This window comes from Phenylobacterium sp. LjRoot225 (assembly GCF_964252855.1).
Taxonomy (GTDB): Bacteria; Pseudomonadota; Alphaproteobacteria; order Caulobacterales; family Caulobacteraceae; genus Phenylobacterium.
The window spans coordinates 2,033,962-2,052,505 of sequence record NZ_CAXUPL020000001.1 but is presented as its reverse complement, the minus strand read 5'-3'; the positions used below and the strand labels follow the sequence as shown (position 1 = coordinate 2,052,505).

At 67.8% G+C, this 18,544-nt stretch carries 15 protein-coding genes; 10 read left to right on the top strand and 5 right to left on the bottom strand.

All coding sequences use genetic code 11. The annotated features are described in order from the left end of the window. Positions 1-19: 19 nt before the first annotated feature. Both ACSQ2B_RS09600 and ACSQ2B_RS09595 read left to right on the top strand, forming a co-directional pair. Positions 20-508: a VOC family protein gene (locus ACSQ2B_RS09600; protein WP_436049286.1), complete on the top strand. Its 489-nt coding sequence runs from the start codon at positions 20-22 to the stop codon at positions 506-508. A gap of 810 nt (positions 509-1,318) precedes the next feature. Next, positions 1,319-2,401, top strand: a complete 1,083-nt coding sequence (locus ACSQ2B_RS09595; RefSeq protein WP_436049284.1) for an NAD(P)H-dependent amine dehydrogenase family protein — start codon at positions 1,319-1,321, stop codon at positions 2,399-2,401. 30 nt (positions 2,402-2,431) lie between these two features. Here ACSQ2B_RS09595 and ACSQ2B_RS09590 read toward each other — a convergent pair whose 3' ends face one another. Continuing rightward, entirely contained in the window at positions 2,432-3,232 is an 801-nt protein-coding gene (locus ACSQ2B_RS09590) for an ABC transporter ATP-binding protein (protein ID WP_436049283.1), read from the bottom strand. Beyond that, positions 3,229-4,065 carry an ABC transporter permease gene (locus tag ACSQ2B_RS09585; protein WP_436049282.1) on the bottom strand — a complete coding sequence of 279 codons (837 nt, stop codon included), beginning with the start codon at positions 4,063-4,065 and terminating at the stop codon, positions 3,229-3,231. The genes ACSQ2B_RS09590 and ACSQ2B_RS09585 overlap by 4 nt, the downstream gene beginning before the upstream one ends. Positions 4,066-4,388: 323 nt before the next feature. Here ACSQ2B_RS09585 and ACSQ2B_RS09580 point away from each other — a divergent pair, with 323 nt between their 5' ends. Next, a complete protein-coding gene (locus tag ACSQ2B_RS09580; protein WP_436049280.1) occupies positions 4,389-6,872 on the top strand; it encodes a glycosyltransferase family 4 protein in 2,484 nt (827 codons plus the stop codon). Positions 6,873-6,955: 83 nt separating this feature from the next. Next, the gene (locus tag ACSQ2B_RS09575; protein ID WP_436049278.1) at positions 6,956-8,356 is read left to right on the top strand and encodes a glycosyltransferase; all 1,401 of its coding nucleotides are present in this window, start codon (positions 6,956-6,958) and stop codon (positions 8,354-8,356) included. Between the two features lie 30 nt (positions 8,357-8,386). Here ACSQ2B_RS09575 and ACSQ2B_RS09570 read toward each other — a convergent pair whose 3' ends face one another. Continuing rightward, the gene (locus tag ACSQ2B_RS09570; RefSeq protein ID WP_436049276.1) at positions 8,387-10,492 is read right to left on the bottom strand and encodes a DUF6311 domain-containing protein; all 2,106 of its coding nucleotides are present in this window, start codon (positions 10,490-10,492) and stop codon (positions 8,387-8,389) included. A gap of 166 nt (positions 10,493-10,658) precedes the next feature. On the opposite strand from ACSQ2B_RS09570, the gene ACSQ2B_RS09565 reads away from it, so the two are divergent. From ACSQ2B_RS09565 to ACSQ2B_RS09550, 4 genes are all read left to right on the top strand, one after another. Continuing rightward, positions 10,659-12,251 (top strand): hypothetical protein, encoded by a 1,593-nt coding sequence (locus ACSQ2B_RS09565; protein WP_436049274.1) that lies wholly within the window; start codon positions 10,659-10,661, stop codon positions 12,249-12,251. A 217-nt stretch (positions 12,252-12,468) separates the two neighbouring features. Further along, entirely contained in the window at positions 12,469-13,671 is a 1,203-nt protein-coding gene (locus tag ACSQ2B_RS09560; RefSeq protein ID WP_436049272.1) for a PP2C family protein-serine/threonine phosphatase, read from the top strand. After that, the gene (locus tag ACSQ2B_RS09555; protein WP_436049271.1) at positions 13,668-14,012 is read left to right on the top strand and encodes an STAS domain-containing protein; all 345 of its coding nucleotides are present in this window, start codon (positions 13,668-13,670) and stop codon (positions 14,010-14,012) included. Before ACSQ2B_RS09560 ends, ACSQ2B_RS09555 begins: the two co-directional genes overlap by 4 nt. Positions 14,013-14,057: 45 nt before the next feature. Next, a complete protein-coding gene (locus ACSQ2B_RS09550; RefSeq protein ID WP_436049270.1) occupies positions 14,058-14,435 on the top strand; it encodes an ATP-binding protein in 378 nt (125 codons plus the stop codon). Here the strand turns inward: ACSQ2B_RS09550 and ACSQ2B_RS09545 are convergent. Together ACSQ2B_RS09545 and ACSQ2B_RS09540 are read right to left on the bottom strand one after the other, a co-directional pair. Continuing rightward, complete coding sequence (locus ACSQ2B_RS09545; protein WP_436049268.1) at positions 14,422-14,604, bottom strand: hypothetical protein; 183 nt, start codon at positions 14,602-14,604, stop codon at positions 14,422-14,424. The genes ACSQ2B_RS09550 and ACSQ2B_RS09545 overlap by 14 nt on opposite strands. Further along, on the bottom strand, positions 14,601-16,361 hold the full coding sequence (locus tag ACSQ2B_RS09540) for a glycosyltransferase family 2 protein (protein ID WP_436049267.1): 1,761 nt from the start codon (positions 16,359-16,361) through the stop codon (positions 14,601-14,603). Before ACSQ2B_RS09540 ends, ACSQ2B_RS09545 begins: the two co-directional genes overlap by 4 nt. 296 nt (positions 16,362-16,657) lie before the next feature. Between ACSQ2B_RS09540 and ACSQ2B_RS09535 the strand changes: the two genes are divergently transcribed. Together ACSQ2B_RS09535 and ACSQ2B_RS09530 are read left to right on the top strand one after the other, a co-directional pair. Then, positions 16,658-17,404: a hypothetical protein gene (locus tag ACSQ2B_RS09535; RefSeq protein WP_436049265.1), complete on the top strand. Its 747-nt coding sequence runs from the start codon at positions 16,658-16,660 to the stop codon at positions 17,402-17,404. A 44-nt stretch (positions 17,405-17,448) separates the two neighbouring features. After that, a complete protein-coding gene (locus tag ACSQ2B_RS09530; RefSeq protein WP_436049263.1) occupies positions 17,449-18,528 on the top strand; it encodes an endo-1,4-beta-xylanase in 1,080 nt (359 codons plus the stop codon). The last annotated feature ends 16 nt before the right edge of the window (positions 18,529-18,544 follow it).

Sequence of the window (18,544 nt, the reverse complement as noted above, 5' to 3'; positions counted from 1 at the left end):
AAGGCAAGGGAGAAGGACGATGGCCGGCAAGATGACGAACTGCCTGTGGTTCGACCATGGCGAGGCGCGCAAGGCGGCGGAATTCTATGCGAGCGTCTTCCCTGACAGCCATGTCGGCGCGGCGATGGCGGCGCCCAGCGACTTCCCCGGCGGCGCAGAAGGGCTGGAGCTGACGGTGGAGTTCACCGTGCTCGGCACGCCTTTCATGGGGCTCAACGGCGGTCCAGAATTCAAGCCGAACGAGTCCGTTTCGTTCGTGGTCGAGACGCAGGACCAAGCCGAGACCGACCGGTACTGGGACGCCATTGTCGGCAACGGCGGCGCGGAGAGCGCGTGCGGCTGGTGCAAGGACCGCTGGGGCTATTCATGGCAGATCACACCCCGTCAGCTGACGGAGGGGGTCACCGATCCGGACAAGGCGGTCGCCAAGCGGGTGTTCGAGGCGATGATGACGATGGGGAAGATCGACGTGGCGAAGATCGAGGCCGCGCGGCGGGGCGAGGGCTGATCGAGCATCCACAGAGCGGCGGGCGGCTTCACTTCGGGGTGGAAGGCGGACGTTGACAGGAACGGCTCACGGCTCAACCTCAACCTGGGCCGCAAGCGGCGGCCGTTCCCTTGAGGCTCGGATGAGCGGAGAACACGAAGACGCTCGACCCGAATGGAACGAGGACAAAGCTGCGGACATGATAGATCGCGTCGTTCTAATCGGATTGACGCGTCTGTCGCCGGATGGCTCCGAGCAGGAACAGATGTTTGGAACTGTAAGCTCTGCAGATCGAACACAGGGCTTCTGCGTCGAGCTCTCGGGCTCGCGTTCTGGTGAGAGGTATTGGCTGCCGCCTGACTTGCGCGCCTTTTGCGAGGCGCCGCCTGGAGAATACCGGCTCCGCAGCACTGGCGAGATCGTTGTCGACCCGGATTACACCTGTACCTGGACGATTGAGCCACCAAGCCAGTGATGTCCGGGTTGGGTCCCCTAGCCGAACTTCCGAACTCTGCTTGTCGGGGGTGGGCGACGGCCTGGCGTTCACTCGCCCGCGCCATGTGGACGCGCCTCTCGACGAAATCTGCTGCATTTGATGGCTCGGAAGCCAAGTCGTAACGGCTGGCCAGCGCCAGAAGCATCTCAAACCCCGCCCTCCGAACTCCCGATATTCGGCTCACTCTGGCGGCGCCCGACGCACCAAGTGAATTGACGCATAGGCTCATCGAATTGCAGCTTGGCGTCTGGGGCGACGACGGTCGGTCTCACCTCGATAGAGCGCGCTCGGTCGGTTATCCCGGCGCGGAAAAAAACGACAGGGAGAGGAAGACTATGAGCGCAGAGGCGAAATCAGTGCGGCTGCCCAGTCCGGACCGCGTCTACCGGGTCGCCCAATGGGCGACCGGGCGGATCGGGGTGATGAGCCTGCGCGAGTTGATCCGCAGCCCGCAGTTCGACCTAGTCGGAGTCTACGTCCATTCCGAGGCCAAGGACGGCAAGGACGCCGGCGAATTGTGCGGCCTGCCCCCTGTCGGCGTAAAGGCTACGCGGGACATCGAGCAGATCATCGCCCAGAAGCCCGACTGCGTGGTGGCCGTCCAGGACGGGTGCAATCTCGACGACGTCTGCCGCTTCCTCGAGGCCGGGATCAACGTCGCGACATCGCGAGTGGACTTCCTTGAACCCGAGCGCATGGACCCGGAGGTCCGTCGCCGCACTGAAGAGGCCTGCCGCAAGGGTCGATCCTCGATCCACGCCACCGGCTCCAGCCCAGGCTTCAGCTCGGAGGCGCTCCCCTTGGTCGCGGTCTCGATGTCGCGCCGCATGGCGTGCATGACGATCGACGAGTTCGCCGATATTCCGCTGAGCTGCCCCGACGTCCAAGTGGTCGAGGGCATGGGCTTCGGACGGGCGGCGGACGGGGCCTTCGACCCGGACCTCCTGCACCATCACGCCCATGGCTTCGAGCAGTCGGTGAACGTCGTCGCCAAAGCCCTTGGGATCACGCTCGACGGCATCGAAGTGTTCGGCGAGATGGCCGGCGCAAACGAGCGCTTCCTGCTGCCCGGCGGCACGCCGATCGAAAAGGGCGCGTTGGCGGCGCAGCGCGTCACGATCGCCGGGATGCGCGACGGCCGGCCGATCATCCGCTTCCGGGTCAACTGGTACTGCACGACAGACATCGACCGGGACTGGGCACTGCGTGAGAACGGTTGGCGTCTGGTCGTGGAGGGCGACACGCCGATCGAGATCAACGTCACCTTCCCGATGCCAGTGTCCGATCCACAGTTCTCTCCGGCGATGGCGGGCATCACCGCCTATAGCGTGGTCAACACGGTGCCCTTCATCGTCGAAGCTGATCCAGGCGTCCGCACAACAGCGGAGCTGCCGGCCATCATCCCCCGGATGATCTGAGGGGGCCATTGAGTCCACCGGGCGCCGGCCTCAGGCGGCGAGCAGCTCGTCGAGCTTGCGGATGTCGGTGACGGGGGAGGCGACGCCGCCGTCGAGCCGCATGACCTTGTTGCAGTAGAGCCGCAGCAGGTCACGGTCGTGGGAGGCGAGCACCAGGATGCCGGCCCGTTCCACCAGCTTCAGCAGGCGCTTGTGGGCGAGCTGCTGGAACTCGGCGTCGCCGACGGCGATCCACTCGTCCATCAAGAGCACGTCGGCCTCGACGGCGGTGGCCGCGGCGAAGGCCAGCCGGGCCTTCATGCCGGCCGAATAGGTCTTCACCGGCATGGCCAGGAAGGCGCCCAGGCCGGTGAAGTCGGCGATCTCCTCCAGCCGCGCCTCGATCTCGCGCGAGGTGAGGCCGGCGATGCGGCCGCGCAGGCGGATGTTGTCGAACCCGGTGGCCGAGGGGTCGACGCCGAGCGAGAGGTCGAGCAGGGCGGCGATGCGGCCCTGCACCTCGACCTGGCCCTTGTCGGGTTCATAGGCGCCGGACAGCGCCCGCAGCAGGGTGGTCTTGCCTGAGCCGTTGTGGCCGACCAGGCCCAGCCGGTCGCCGGCCTTCAGCTCGAGGTTCACCCTCGTCAGGGCGGTGACGTCGGTGACGCCGGCGTGGGAGCCCAGCCGGCCGCCGACGGTCACCGCCGCCAGCCGCTTCTTCAGCGACTTGGCGTCGACCCCGTAGACCGGGAAGCGCAGGGTCAGGTCGCGGCAGGAGATGGAGACCGGCGGCGCCTTGCCGGGGCCCGGCGTCCAGGCCTTCAGCGGCGCGGTCTTCAGGGCGGGCTTCATAGGAAGTGGACGATCCGGCGGCGGGTGACGGCGAACAGGCTGAACGTCAGGCCCCAGCCGACCAGGGCCATGACCGCCAGGAAGGAATAGGTGTGCGGCGCGATCGGGACGCCCAGCAGCGGCGCGCGGACGGCTTCGAGCATGTGGTAGAAGGGATTGAAGGCGAGCACCGCATGCTTGGCGCCCGCCAGCCGCTCCGCCGGCCAGAACACCGGCGTCACGAACATCGCGAACTGCATGACCGAGACCACCAGCTGGGGAATGTCGCGAAAGCGCGCCGAAGCGATGGCGATCAGCATGCTGATCCAGGCGGCGTTGGCGACCAGGAAGACCAGGCCGATGGCGGCGCCGGGCAGGTTGGTGTGGCGCCAGTAGCCGTAGAAGACCAGCACCGCGACCACGATCACCAGGTGGTGGGCGAGGTTGATCAGGTTCCTGAGCACCGTGCGCCAGACGAAGGTGAACATCGGCAGATTGGTCTGCGACAGCATGCTGGAGGCGGAGACGAAGGTGTCGCAGCCCTCGGTGATGATGCTGCTGATCGTGCCGAAGAAGACGATGCCCAGGGCCACCAGCGGCAGGAACTCGCCGAGCGTGACGCCGAACAGCTGGGCGTAGACCACGCCGATGCCCAGCACCATCAGCCCCATGGACAGGGTGATCCAGAACGGTCCGAGGATCGAGCCGCGGTAGCGCGACACCACGTCGTGCGAGGCCAGCGACCAGGCCAGACCCAGCCGGCGGGCGGAGTTCCTGAGGTCCTGAAACGCCATGTTGAACTCGAACAGCGCGCCGCGCCGCCCGGTCCGCAACATGTGAGTCGCCGTGTCCATCTGCTCTCCGAAGCGGCCGCTGGTAACAGCTGCCCTATGTCCGTGCAAGGACGCCCCGGTCCGCCGCAAGCGGCAGGCTGCTTGAAGGCGCGGCTGTCCGCCTCGGGTGTCGCGGTCGAAAACCGCCTATGCTAGAGGGGCGCCGCAAGACCTTTGCGAACCTATCTCGGTGACGACGGCGTCTCATTTGGCAAGTGCATCTCCAGGGCTTCACGCGATCGCCGCCCCGTCAGCGTCACCGGACCGGCGCTTCCATCGACACGCGATCAGCCAATGGCGCGCTCGAGAGACGGCGAGCGCACGCCGCCGCGTCCGGAGCTGATATGGCGAAACACCCGGCGGAGACCGTCTCGCGGATGCTGGCCGCCTTGCGCGCCTTGATTTTGAAGATTCGCGTCTGGTTCCGCACTCTGGGCCCGTCGCGGATCATCGGCAGGTCGCGACTGTTCGACGCCGACTGGTATCGCGCCGCCAATCAGATGGCTCCGACGCAGGACGCGCTGCGCCATTACCTGGCGGGGCCGCGGGATCGCCGCCCGAGCCCGTGGTTCGACGCCTCCTGGTACCTGCAGACCTATCCCGACGTCGCGTGCAACGAGATCCATCCGCTGGTGCACTACATCAGCTTTGGCTGGCGGGAGGGACGCAATCCCAATCCGTCGTTCGCTACGAGCTGGTATCTGCAACGGCGTCCCGAAGCGGCGGCGGGGCCCACGCCGCTGGACCAGTATCTCGCCTCCGGCGTCGCCCAGTTCGACGACCCCAACCCTGACTTTGACGCGGCCTGGTATGCGGCCAATTTCATGCAGGGCGACGACCGCGGACTCGACCCGCTCGGACATTTTCTGCTGATCGGGCAGCAGGCCGGCGCGCCGACCCAGCCCGCCTGGCGAGACAGCCTTGGCGCGCCGGTCGAGCTCGCGCGGCTGGAGACCTTCAAATCTCTCGGCCCGGCAGACCGCCGGATCGTCGTGCTGCTTACCGCGCAGGCTGTTCAGGGGCGTCTCGCCGACTGGGTCCGTCCCTTCGTCGAGGCCCTGAACCAGGCCGGCGCCCAGGTGGTCCTGCTGGTGGAGACGGACACCGTCTTCACGCCGGAGCCGGATCTCGTCGCGGGGCTGGCGGGGGGATATGTGCGTGAGGCGCGGGGGTATCACTATTCCGCATGGGCGCACCTGCTGCGAGCTGAGCCGCTGCTGTTCTCGGGCAGTGCGCTCCTGCTGTGGGACGAGGCCCTCGCCGCGCGGGTCGAGGTCGCCGCGCTGAGCGGGTTTCTGCGGCGCGTGGAGACCAGCGGCGCCGACGTCCTGAGCCCGGAGGACCTCGGTGGCGTTCCAGGGCGCCTCGACGGGCGCCTGCTGGCGCTCAAGGCGCGGGTCCTGGCGTCGGCCGCCCTGCATCGCTTCCTGGGCGCGTGGACCTGCCAGGAGGCCGGCGAGGCCGCCATCCGCACCGATTTCGAAACCCGGATGGCGCTCATGTTCCGATCGGCGGGCCTGCGCCTGGAGGGGTTGAGCGAGGATTCGACGCCGGAGGCGCTGAGCTTGCTTGGCGGCCCGTCGAGGGCGGACGACGTCGGCGCGACGCCGTGTGGTCTGGCGGCGCGGTCATCGGCGACTTCGGCAGGTCTGCTTCCCGTCCATTCGATCGGCGCGCCGCAGCGGCCATGGAAGGTCGCCTTCATCGGTCCGTGGAACTTCGCCACCGGCCTGTCCCAGGCCAGTCGGGGATATATCTCGGCCCTGTGGCGGACGGACGCCCGGCTCAATCTGCTGCCGGTCGAGACCGCCTTCCATGTGCATACGCGCGTGACGCCGACGCTTTCCGTGCGTGACTTCGAGGGCGCGCCGGACGCGGTGATCGTTCATCTCAACCCCGACGCCTGGGGCGCGCTCACGCCGCTGCAGCGAAACGTCATCGACCAGGCCCGCGTGCGCATCGGCCTGTGGGTGTGGGAGATGGGGCATGTGCCGTCCGCCTGGCGGCCGGAATTTGATGCGGTCGACGAAATCTGGACGCCGAGCCGTTACTGCGCGGAGGTCTTCGCCGCGCAGACGGACCGTCCGGTGTCCGTCATCCCGCACGTCGTTCCGGCGCCGCCGCCTGCCGAGCGGGCGGGTCGCAGCGGCGTGCTGCACGATCTCGACTTGCCGGCTGACGCCCGGATCATCCTCTACGTCTTCGATGGCGCCAGCTATATCGAGCGGAAGAATCCGCAGGCGCTCGTGCGGGCGTTCGCCGCCACGGATCTGGCGGCGCGAGGATGGCGTCTGGTGCTGAAGACCAAGAATCTGATGGATCAACCCAAGGCCGGGGCCGCTCTCGCCCAGCTGGTGGCCCAGACCCCCGGCGTGTCGATGGTCGAGAAACAGCTCAGCCAGGATGCGTTGGCCGCGCTTTTCGAGGCGGCGGACATCTTCGCCTCTCCCCATCGGTCGGAAGGATTCGGCCTGACCGTCGCCGAGGCGATGGCGCGCGGGAAAAGCGTCGTCGCCTCCGACTACGGCGGCGTTCGCGACTTCCTCGACTCCGACTGCGGCTTTCCGGTCCCGGTTCGCACGGTGCAGCTCGGCGAAGAGCTGGGCGCCTATCCCAAGGGCGGATTTTGGGGCGAGGTCGATGAGGCGGCGTTCGCCGCGGCGCTCAGCGACTGCGCGCGGCGTCTCGAGGCCGGCGACAACCAGCTGGGGGAGCGCGCCCGTTCACGGATCGGGGACCTGCTCTCTGCGCAAGCGGTCGCCGGCGCCATGACGAGCGCTCTGGAGGCGGCGCTGTCCCGGCGCGCCTCGCGCGTGGCCGCCCAATGAACACGCGCTTCTCGCCCACAGCGCCGCGGAGCCTCGGCCCTCCGCCGCCGATCCCCTTTAGCCAGGCCAGGTGGTCCGGGCGGTTGAGACCGGGTCTGCTGGCGCCCGCCGCCGCCGCGGGGGCGGAGACCGACCTGCTCAGCCTCGTGCCGGACGATCGCGATCACTGGCTGGTCCTGGCCCAGGCGGACGCGCTCATGCCGCACCGGTTCCACAGCTTCGTCGAGGCCCAGATCCCGAGCCGGCTCGACGTCGACATCTTCTACGGCGATGACGTGGCGCTCGGCGAGGTCTCGCTGGATCGGCGCGTGCGCCTGAAGCCGGCCTTCGACATCACCCAGCTGGTCAGCCACGACTACATCGGGGCGCCGCTGATCGTCCGCGGATCGGCGTTCCACCGGCTGGGCGGCCTGCGCCCGCAAATGGGCGAGGCGGCGCTCTATGACCTGCTGCTCCGGGCGCAGGCGCTCGGCCTGGGCGTCGAGCGCATCCCCCACGTACTGCTGGCCTGGCCGGGCGCGCGGCCGGAGATCTCCATCGCCGACCGCCGCCGCGCTGTGCAGTCCTGGCTCGCCGGCCGGCCCCTGGAGATCGCGCCGGGACGCACCGCCGACAGCCTGAGCGTTCGCCGACGGTTTGACGCCTACCCGGCGGTGAGCCTGATCGTGCCCACCCGGCAGTCCGGGCCCGAGGGCGGAAAGCCCTTCGTCGTCGAACTGCTCGACAGCCTGGCCTTGACGGACTGGCCGATGGAGAAGCTGACGGTCCTCATCGGCGACGACAGCGCCGACGCCGAGGTTCTGACGCCGTCCCGCTGGCCGTTCGCCGTGACCCGCATTCCCACGCCGAGGCTGGCCGGAGAGCCCTTCAACTACGCGGCCAAGATGAACCGGCTTTGGCGCCTGGCGCAGACCGAACACATGGTCCTGATGAACGACGATGTGACCATCTGCTCGCCCGACTGGCTGAAGGCGCTGATGACCTTCGCCATGGATCGCGATGTCGGCGGGGTCGGCGCGCGGCTGCTGTTTCCAGACGGGCGCCTGCAGCATGCCGGCGTGGCCGGCGGCCTGTTTGATGTGGCGGCCCATCCCTGGTTCGGGGCGCCGGGGGCGGAAGCGGGATACCAGGACTGGACCCTCGTGCAGCGCGAATGGTCGATGGTCACGGGCGCCGTCTTCGCGACGCGGCGCGCGGTCATGGAGGAGGTGAACGGCTTCGATGAGCGCTTCACCCTGGAGTTCAACGACCTCGACCTGTGTCTGCGCCTTCGGCTGATGGCCTATCGCATCGTCTACACACCGTTCGCGGAGCTGACGCATCGCGAGAAGGCGTCGCGCGGTGAAACCCTGCCGGCGGGCGCGGACGTCGCCTTGTTCTGCAATCGCTGGCGCGAACTGCTGGACGGCGATCCGGCATATCATCCGGCCCTGGCCCGTGACCGGATGGCGCCGTCGCCCTGCGAGGGCAGCGACACGCTGTAGAGACGTTCGGCGCTTCGAGGCCCAACCTCCCTACGGCGCGAGATCCAGTCGTACGGAGTGCAGTCCGACGCCCAACAGGCGACTGTCCGTGGAGTTTCCCAGGGCCCTCGGCGCGAGAGGGTGGTCGACCTTCAGAACGACGTGCAGCAGCGGTCCGGGCGTCAGCTCGCGCGGGACGCTGACGCTGTGCTCGGCGGGCTCTGCGGTCAGGGCCCAGCGCCCGAGCGTGCGCCCGCCCGCGATCACCGACACCGTCTGGCCTTCGGCGGGAAAGGCCTGGGCAAGGACCGTCAGCCTAAGGTCGCGTTCCGGCCGCTCCGCCAGCCGGACGATCAGCTCCGGGGCGGCGCCGTCCGACCAGACGCCCCAGCCTTCCGGCCGGCTCCAGTCGCGGCCCAGCATGCATTGGAACTTGCGCGGCTGGGCGATGGAGATCGTCGTGCCGATCGGGAAGGGCTGAGGCGTCGGCGCAGGACGCAGGAGGAAAGGATAATGGGCGTCGGCCGGCGGGATCACCATGACCTTGTTCACCAGCTTGAGGCGGGCTCCGTCCGGGCCGGCCGGAATGCACCTGCCGGTCAGCACATAGAGATGCCGCGGATCGAGCTCGCCCCGCAGGAACCGGCTGCGCGCGGCGGTCTCGAACGCCTTCTGTTCGGGATTCACCCGGGCGGTGTACATCACGTTGATCGGCCGCTTCAGCGATGTGGCGCGCCAGGCGATTTCGTAAAATAGCGTCTGGTCGGCGTGCGGGTCGGGAGGCTGGAACTCCACGACGTCGGCGCTGGCGATCAGCTGCTCCCACTTGTGGCTTGTCGTGCGCTGCCAGGGCTGAGGCGCGGCCGCCGCAGCTGTCAGCGTCCGCATGGCGACCGCGAATCCGGTCAGGTCGAAAGCCTGCAGGACCAGGGCCGCAAGGCCTATGCCGAGGGGCAGGGCCTTGGGCAGGGCGAAGACCAGCTCCAGCGCGATCAGCATGAGGACGTAGGCGCACGGCCAGAACAGCCGGCCGGAGGCGCGGAAGGTGCTGGTCAGATGGAAGGGGATCCAGTCGTAGGACAGGTCCGCCACCACACGCCCGTGAAACTGGATCTGGTCGGAGAGAGCCAGCGCCAGAAGCACGAACAGCGCCGGCGCGAGCCAGGCGGCCCAGCTCATCCGCCGCAGCCGCTCGCGGGCCGCCGGCGACGCCAGGGCCCCGAGCGCAGCGGCGACCACCAGCAGGAGCAATCCGGCGCCGAGGTACTGGAACCCCTCGAAGATCTGTCCGTCGCCTTGCGGCGCCACGGGCAGGAAGCGCGAGAACCCTAGCCTGCCAGGGTTGAACAGGGCGTCCAGCGGCATCGAGAAGAAGCCGAAGCCGTCGGCGTCGCCCTGGTAGCCCCCCAGGCCGGCCGTCGCCCAGATCGCCGCGACCGGCGCGACCGCGACCGCCGCCGACCGGACCGCCAGCACGCCGAGCCCGGCGAGGGCGCGGCGGCGCAACAGGGAGTAGGCGCGCCGCAGCAGGTCAGAGCCCCAGATGCCCGCATTCATCAGCAGCAGGTAGGGGTGGACCAGCGCCGAAATCACCAGGATCGCGCCGTACCAGAGGTCGCGGCGGCCTACGCGCTCGACGTTGAGGAAGACGTGCAGCGACAGCAGGATCGTCCAGTGAGCGCATAGGTTCGCGTGGCCCATGCGGTTGAACAGCGTCGGCATGAGCGTGAGCAGGGTGGCTCCGAGCAGGCGAAGCCATCTGTCCTTCGTCGCGTGCTGTAGCAGGAGGTAGCCGACGGCGAACTGCAGGAGGATGCAGCTGAGGAGCCACGCGCCGGTGAACTGGAAGGGCGTCGGCAGCACGGCCGAGAACGGTTTGAGCAGCAGGGACAGCAAGGGGTTCGAGTCGGTGAAGGTCACCGCCACCCCCGAAGGCCAACTCAGCAGTTTTGTGGCGGCCAGCGGCCAGCGCCAGTCGTCATGGCGAAGTGCGTTCCAGCCGATCACGTGGGCGCCCCAGTCGCCATCCAGCAACCAGACGGCATTTGTCGGGATCAGGATCTGCCAGTGGAAAAAGCACAGGAAGATCCCCAGCGGGATCGTCACCGCCGCCACGTAGAATAGAAGGTCGCCGGATTTACGCCCCAGTCCGTTCATAGGGTCCAATCGCCAGAGGTTGCGCCGTCGTAAAGCTCTAATGTGGTCCGCCGCCCCGACTGGACCTGCGAGACGTCCTCCAAGCTCACCGTGTTGTGCCGCGGCGGCGGGGCTCGGCTTGAGGTGGGGCGCGGCGCGCCATAGTTGAGTTCGGTGATATTTGCTCGTGAATTTTGCAACGCCCGGCGGCCGCGCTGTCGCTCTGATGCTCGCCGTGCCGGTCCTGGCCCTGGGCCTGTGGACGTCATGGCATTTCACCTTCGGCGTCTGGCGGGCTGACGCCGACGTCTTCGTCACGGTCCAGCTTTGGAAGGGCGTCCGCGAGTTCGGCCTCGGCTTCGTGCGCACCTGGTCCTACACCCAGGACAACTGGCTCTTTTCGCTAATTCCCCTGTCGTCCCTGCTGTTCGAAGCCTTCGGCGCCGATCTGAGGACGGCCGTGCTGATCGGCTGGCTGATCTTCGTGGCCTCCGTGGCGATGACCGCTTGGCTCGCGTGGCGGCTGGCGGGCGTTCGCGCCGGCCTGGTGATCGCCTGCATCTTGATGTTCGCCAGCCTGCCGGCCCTCGGTCAGGCCGGATACTTCGCCTATCCCATCAGTCACAACCTCTCGATGGCGTGGGGTCTGCTGACGCTGATCCTGGCGCTGCGCGCGCTCGAGCGCAGCGCCATCGCTCCGGCCCTGGCCGCCGCCGTCGCGGTCTTTATCAACGTCGTCTCTGATCCCTGGGCCGCGGTCGCCGTGGCCGGGCCGTTGATCATCGCCAGCGGCGTGATCGCCTGGCGAAACTGGAACAGCCCCGTCGGCCGCACGGCCTTTGTCCTCGCGGCGGCCTCGGCCGTGGCGCTGCTGCTGGTCCAGACCCGACTGTTCGGCCTGCTCTCCTTCCTGCCGAAGAGCCACTTTGCGTTCGCCGACCTCGCCACCATGCGGCTGAACATCGGCTGGGCGCAGCGCTCGCTCGGGACTGTTTTCAACATCATTCCCGGCGCGAACCTCGCCACCACGCCGCCGCGCCTGTTCGGCGCGACAATGGCGCTCCTGCTCTTCGGCTGGGCCATGGCGGCGACGACGTTCGGCCTGGCGCGCGCCTCCGTGGGCCGCCAGCTGGTCGGGGCGGTCGCCGTGCTCTCCATCGCGGGCATGACCGCGCTCTTTGTGCTCAGCCGCTTTCCGCCGACCCTCGCCGTCGGTCGCTTCTTCCCGAACCTCTACTTTCTGGGCTCCCTGCTGGTGGTTCTGCTTGCGGCCGAGCACTGGCGGCGTTGGCCGGTCCTGCTGAAGGCGGGTCTCGTCGCCTACGCCGTCCTGTTCGCCGTCTCAGGCATCGTCAGCGCGCCGGGCCTCTTGAACGGCAAGCGCAAGCCCGCCGGGTACGAGCACGCCCTCGACCTCGCGGCGGTTCTCAGTTCGCGAGGGCTTGCCCTGGGCTACGGCCCGTTCTGGGGGACCAACAGCCTGTTGATGGACACTCTGACGGAAGGACGGGTGACGATCCGTCCGGTCAGCTTCATGTCGGGACGTATCGACCGTCGCCCCATCCAAACCTCCAGCCTGTGGTTCACGCCGGCTGCTGAGCCGAAGGGCGATCCGCGTCGCTTCCTGGTGATCCTGAACGACGGCGAGGAATGCCCCGTCGTCGAGACCTGCGTTCAAATGGCGCTCCGCCAGTTCGGCCCGCCGTCCGAGCGCTTCCCCTACGGCGAGGGCGTCATCCTGGTCTGGCCCCGGCCGATCGCGCCGCAAATCGGCAAATAGTCAAAGGGCGCGCGAGAGCGTCGGCCGCGACGCTTCCGCGACCTTCTGCGCCAATGTCTTGGGGCGAAATTGAGACTACAGATTATCCACCTGGGGTAGCGATCTTCGCCGCCGCCCTCGCATTCCGTGCGAAGGAAGCATGTCCAGACGCGATGGTCTCATTGCCGACGTGACCCTATCCTCATCCGGCGGGACCGAGGCCGGTGGAGCCGCGCGCTTGAACACGGACTGGTTGAGACCGTCGCCGTCGAGCCGGCCCTCGCCCTCACCCGTGTCCGTCCTGGTGGCCGACGACGATCCGATCGTGCGCGAGCTGATCGCCGCCCAGATCGAAGCCCTGGGATATGAGGTGCGAACGGCTGAGGACGGCCGGGCGGCGGCGGCGGCGGCTGAGTTGAATTGGCCAGACGTGCTCGTGACGGACTGGTCCATGCCCGGCATGGACGGGATCGAGCTGATCCGTCACCTCCGCGCCCGCAGCGCGCCTGGGCGCTACCTGCACGTGATCCTCATGACGACCAGTTCGGCGGCGGAAGCCATTGGCGCGGGGCTCGAAGCTGGGGCTGACGACTATGTTCCCAAGCCCCTCGATATGATGCGGCTGCGGCTCGGGCTCGCCTCTGCGGGGCGGCTGGTGCACTTGCAACGCCAACTGCAGCGGAAAAACCAGCGGCTCGGGCGGGCGCACAGCCGGCTCCGCGACGCCTTCCGCATGACCCGGCGCGACCTCCAGGCGGCCGCCGCGTCGCAAAGACGCCTGCTGCCAAACCCTCGGCACGAGGGACCGATCCGCTTCGATTGGCTGTTCCTGCCATCGAACGTGATCGGCGGGGATCTGTTCGACGTCGCCCCGCGGCCGGGCGGCGGCGCCTTCGCCTTCCACATCGACGTCGCGGGCCACGGCGTGCCGGCGGCTCTGCGCTCGACCTTTCTGCACGACCGCCTGTTGCGAGGGGCCGGTTCGGGCGACCTCCGCTCGACCGCCAAGGAGATCTCCGACGCCCTCCTGGAGGATGCGGCGGACGACAGCTACTGCACAGCCGCCCTGGCGCTCTTCGATCCGGAAGGCGCGCTGGCCCTGCTGCTGGCAGGCCACCCGGCGCCACGCCTCCTGCGGCGAAACGGCGGGATCACTGCGCTGGAGGAGGGTGGGTTCCCGCTCGGACTCATCGACGCGCCGGTCCCGGAGCCGATGACTCTCGCCTTCGAGTCCGGCGATCGCCTCTTCCTCTATTCCGACGGCCTCGTCGACTGCGGGAGCGAACCCCTTGGCGAGGAAGGGCTCGACGCTCTGATCGAAGAGACTGCGGGGCTGGAGCTTTCGGTTGTGATTTCGCGTTTCCAATCCGCTATGGTTGAGCGCAAGGGCGCGGCCTTCTCCGATGACGTTTCGCTGTTGGTGATCGAGAACTCCAGATGAAAGCTCCAGTTTTGGCCGCCGAACGGCATGACGAGGTCGCCGTTCTTTCGGTGCTTGCGTCTCGCCTCGACGCCGCCGCGGCGCCGCGCTTCCGCACCGAGGCGACGGAGGCGACGGGGAACGCCAGCCGGGTCGTGCTGGACCTCGCCCTGGTGGAGTTTGTCGACAGCACCGGGCTTGGCGCTCTGATCGGCCTGATGAAGAGCGTGGCCCCGACCGGCGTGTTCGTGCTGGCGGGCGCCGGGCGTCAGGTCATGAAGCTGCTGAGCGCGACCAAGCTGGATCGTGTGTTCAACATCGAACCCGATCTCAGCCAGGCGCTGAGCAGGGCCAGGCGCTAGAACCACTTGCGCCGCCATTTCGCCATCCGCTCCGACGTCACGGCGGTGACCGAGCTGGCGGCGAAATTGCGCGCAGCCTGCGCCGATTTCGGTCTGGATGAAGTTGCGGCGGGCGATCTGGAGCTGGCGGTCGTTGAAGCGGCCACCAACGTCATCGTCCACGGCTATGGCGGCGCTGACGACGGAATCCTCAAGGTCGGCGTGCGCCGGGACGACGGCGAGGTGCATGTCGAGCTCACCGACGCGGGCGCGCCCATCCCGCCCGGCGCGCTCGAAAACGCCGAGCTCCCCGACTTCGACGACGATGTCTCGGCCATTCCGACCTCGGGTCGAGGCCTCGCCTTGATCAAGGCCAGCGTCGACGCGTGGCGCTATCTGCCGTCGGCGGGACGCAACCGGCTGATCCTCATCAAGCGGGGTTGATCGACGCCGCGCCGACATGCGTGGTCGCCGGGCGCCCGCAGGCCTTCGGATCGAGACGCTCCAGCCCCATGGCGATCGCCGCCGCGACGATGAGGCCGAGGATGAGCATGATGTGGCTGCGGGCCTTGCTGAAGCCGCCGGTGTTGGTCTCGTAGTGGTCGTCGCTCATCGCGCTTCCTCGAGCTTGGCTGGGGTGCGAACAGGTTCGTCTTCGGCCGGGGGTTTCCAGAAGGCGGCGCTCACCATCACGCTCATGATCAGGCAGTTGTAGAGGGCCCAGATCGCGTTCGCGAGCAGGCCGCCCAAGGTGAAGCCTTGGTGGCCGAGCGCCAGGCGAACGGCGCAGACGGCAATCGCGACGAAGCTCGCGACCATCACCGCCGTCTGCGGCCAGACCAGCGCCAGATGGTTGCCTTCCTGCCGGTCCTTGGGCGTCACCGGGAACTTGATGGTCTGCTTGCTCAGCACGGCCCAGAGCGCGCGCAGGGAGATGGGAAAGGAGGCGAGATAGGAGGTCTTTCCCTTGTATCCCGCGACCCCCCAGGTGCCGAACATGAACGCCAGCTCGTTGGTGATCAGGAACGGAAGAAGATGAATGAAGAAGTCGCCGGTGTAGGCCGCGACCGGCGCGATCCCGAAGCAGAGGTAGACGATCGGCGCGGCGAGAAAGGCGAGGTTCCAGACGGCGCCCAGGTAGCCCCAGAAGGTCGCGCCGTACATCACCCGCTGCCAGAAGGTGAGGCCGGGCCCGAACATGACGTCAGAGTGGAAGAGGATGTCGAGGCTTCCCCCGGCATATTTGAACCTCTGGATGGTCCAGCTGAGCAGATCCTGCGGCGACAGCATCTTCGACTCCACCTGCGGATGGAGCAGCGACTTCCAGCCGCGCTCGCGATCCTGGTGCAGGACGAGCGAGGTGTAGATGTCCTCGGAGACGTGAAACTTGTAGGGCGTCAGCTCGGTCGCGACGGCGGCGTCGATCCCGAGATAATCGCTCAGCTCGGGGGCGAGCCGGGCCTCGCCGGTCAGGCGCCGCGTGACCTTGTTCGCCCGATCCGTCTCGCGATGAACGGCGGCCGCGTAGGCGCGCACCGCTGCGTACATCACCGCTTCACGACGATGGATCGAGGCGGCGCCGCAGCAGAAGACGGCGTTCGCCCAGTTCCGCCGCCGCATGATTACGTCGTAGAACATCTTGGGATCATTGGCGAAAGGATCCTCGCCGACCCGGATCTCGCCGACGAGCCGCTCGATCAGTCCGCCTGAAATCCGCCCGATAGCCCCGGCCTTGCGCCCCCAGTGGTCACGCAGCCTCACGCCCTCCGGAATGTCGTAGAACCATTGCGGCGTCTGGACGAAGGCGACCTGGGGGTCCCGGAAGTAACCCAAGGTATGCTCGACGAAGCCGGGGAACAGGCGGGTGTCGGCGTCGCAGATGACGATGAAGTCGCCGCTGGTCAGCTCCATGGCGTTGCGCAGGTTGCCGGCCTTGTAGCCAAGGTTGTTGGTGCGGGTGATGTAGCCGACCCCCTCCTCATCGCAGACCTTGCGCATGGTCTGCCGGCGCCCGTCGTCCAGGACATGGACCTGCAGATCGATGGGGTGGGGATAGCGCAGCCGCTTGGCGTCGCGGATGCTGAGGCGGACCAGCTCCTCGTCCTCGTTGTAGGTGGCGATGAAGACGTCCACCGAGATCGGCCGGTCCGCCGGCGCCTCCGGGTCGCAATTCTGGATTGTGATCGGCGGTGAACCCGCGCAAGGTTCCCCGCTCTTCCAAAGGTTGGCCGTAAAAAGAAACAACCCGAAGTAGGCCAGCGTCTCGCACGCGGCCATCGGAATCGAGAACCAGGGAGCGTCCAGATTGAGGGAATGCGTCCAGCGCCAGGCGATATACCAGCCGCCGAACGTCAGGTTGGCCGCAGCCAAGAACTGCCAGAGGGCCTCTCGCGCAGCCGAGTTCGGTAGGGGCGCCGGCGGTCGCCGATGCTCGAACTTTTCGAAATAGAAGCGGCCCAACCCAAACCCCCCAGGCGAGCGATCCGATGACCTTTGCGCCCCCACCGCCCCGACGCCTTGCGCCAGGCCTCGCCGCGATCGCGATTTCGACGCTGGGGTCACCCACGTTAGCTCAGGACACGGAAAACGCGACTATATTGCAAGTCGCACACGCGTCGGTTGGTTCCGTGCCGGCTCCGCCATCGTCGGATAGCCCGGCGCTGCAGGTGGAGCCTGAACCGGGCGAGCACTTCTATGTCACCCCGGGATTCCGCATACCCTTTCGGCGCGGCGGGGCCGGGGCGGTCGCCGAGGGCGATCGGAGCGGATCGAGCCCAGCCGGCTTCATCGATTTCCGCTTCTCGCCAAAGGAGAACTGGTTCGCCAACGTCACCCTCAACGCCTACCCGGATGGGCGCAAGCGGTGGGAGCCGGACTTCACCTACAGCTTCGGCTACGACGACTGGCGGCCAAATACGTTCAGCCTGGTCTACGCCAACTACACCAACAGTCGCTTCGACCCGCAGCCAGGCGAGAAGGTCACCCGGGTCGAATACGGCACCATCTCGGCCAGCTACAAGTTTCGCCTGCCCGACTCCCTGCGTTTGCCGACCGCCGACGTCGGCGACGAGGGGCGTATCAACTGTCGCGTCGGGTACCACTTCACGCCGCGCTATGAGCTGGAGACCGGCCCCGACCGTTGGGGGCGCCATACTTCCAGCATCGGCTGCCGAACACCGATCTGGCGCCGCCTGTTCGCGGACGTGACCTCCTACCAGAAACTGGGCGGCCGTCGGCGGCCCTGGGACCCGGATTTCACCTACAGCTTCGGCTGGTTCGACTGGCGTCCGAACCGGATCTCGGTCGAGTACAGCAACTATTCCGGCAACCGCTATCCAGGACGAAACCATGCTCCGGACACCGGCCGCCTTAAGGATGGGTCAGTTGTTGTGAGCTACAAGCTTGCATTCTGACGCGCGAAACCGGCGGTGACAGTCGATGGCGCATCGAGCGTGTGGTGGGTCAAATTAACAGGCGCTCTTTCCTCGCCGTCTCGGCGGCGGCGCTGACGCTGCCGGATCACGCAAGCTCCACCGAGCTTCCGGCGCTGGGTCCGCTCGCCCGCGCTGCAGGCCTGGAATTCGGCTCCGCCGTTGGCCCTTGGCTCTGGCGCGAGGCGGACTTCCGCGCCGCCGTCCTGCGGGACTGCACGGCGATCGTCCCGGAATACGAATGGAAGTGGGACTACCTGACGCGCGCCGGCCGCAGGACCGACCTTGAACCCATTCGCCGCTATCTCGCCTTCGCCGAGAAGAACGGCCTCGCCCTGCGCGGCCATACCCTCGTCTGGCACGGCGCCATGCCGCATTGGTATCCGGCCGCTGCGGACCGGCAGGAAGCTCTGACGTTGATGACCGGCCACGTCACCGACCTGGTCGGAAGCGCCCGCGGCCGGGTCCGCCGCTGGGACGTGGTCAACGAGGCGATCGAGCCGGCGGACGGCGAGCCGGACGGGCTGCGCCGCACTCCGCTGCTGGCCCAGATCGGACGGGACTATATCGAGATCGCCTTCCGCGCCGCGGCCGCGGCCGATCCCACGGCGCGGCTCGTCTACAACGACTACGGACTCGGCGCATCCTGGGGCGCGGCGCGTCGCGACGCCGTCCTGCGGCTGGTCGAGCATCTCGTCGAGCGTGGGGCGCCGATCCATGGCGTGGGCGTGCAGTCGCACCTCGCCGCCGGCGACGGCTACGACGGCGACGGGCTCGCCGTCTTTGCGGCGCGGCTCCGGGAGATGGGGCTGGAGATCCTGGTCAGCGAGCTCGACGTCTCCGACACGGCCCGGCGCGGCGCGCCAGACCGCGAGGTTGCGGCCATCTACGCCCACTATCTTGCCACGGTGGTCGAGATTCCGAACCTGACGGCGATCCACACTTGGGGCCTCAGCGATCGTCACAGCTGGATCAGGGCCAAAGCGGGGGCTGAGAACGAGCGGCCACTGCCGTATGACCGCGCGATGCGGCCGAAACCCGCTTGGGAGGCGATCGCCGGCGCGCTCAGGCGGCGTGCGGCCGAGCACGGTCGCCTGACCTCGTGATCGCCGTCGCGACCGA

Coding starts and splice junctions, on each gene's coding strand:
- ACSQ2B_RS09590 (WP_436049283.1), bottom strand. CDS start 3,232: ATGAAGCCCGCCCTGAAGACCGCGCCGCTGAAGGCCTGGACGCCGGGC.
- ACSQ2B_RS09580 (WP_436049280.1), top strand. CDS start 4,389: ATGGCGAAACACCCGGCGGAGACCGTCTCGCGGATGCTGGCCGCCTTG.
- ACSQ2B_RS09555 (WP_436049271.1), top strand. CDS start 13,668: ATGAAAGCTCCAGTTTTGGCCGCCGAACGGCATGACGAGGTCGCCGTT.
- ACSQ2B_RS09570 (WP_436049276.1), bottom strand. CDS start 10,492: ATGAACGGACTGGGGCGTAAATCCGGCGACCTTCTATTCTACGTGGCG.
- ACSQ2B_RS09595 (WP_436049284.1), top strand. CDS start 1,319: ATGAGCGCAGAGGCGAAATCAGTGCGGCTGCCCAGTCCGGACCGCGTC.
- ACSQ2B_RS09585 (WP_436049282.1), bottom strand. CDS start 4,065: ATGGACACGGCGACTCACATGTTGCGGACCGGGCGGCGCGGCGCGCTG.
- ACSQ2B_RS09600 (WP_436049286.1), top strand. CDS start 20: ATGGCCGGCAAGATGACGAACTGCCTGTGGTTCGACCATGGCGAGGCG.
- ACSQ2B_RS09545 (WP_436049268.1), bottom strand. CDS start 14,604: ATGAGCGACGACCACTACGAGACCAACACCGGCGGCTTCAGCAAGGCC.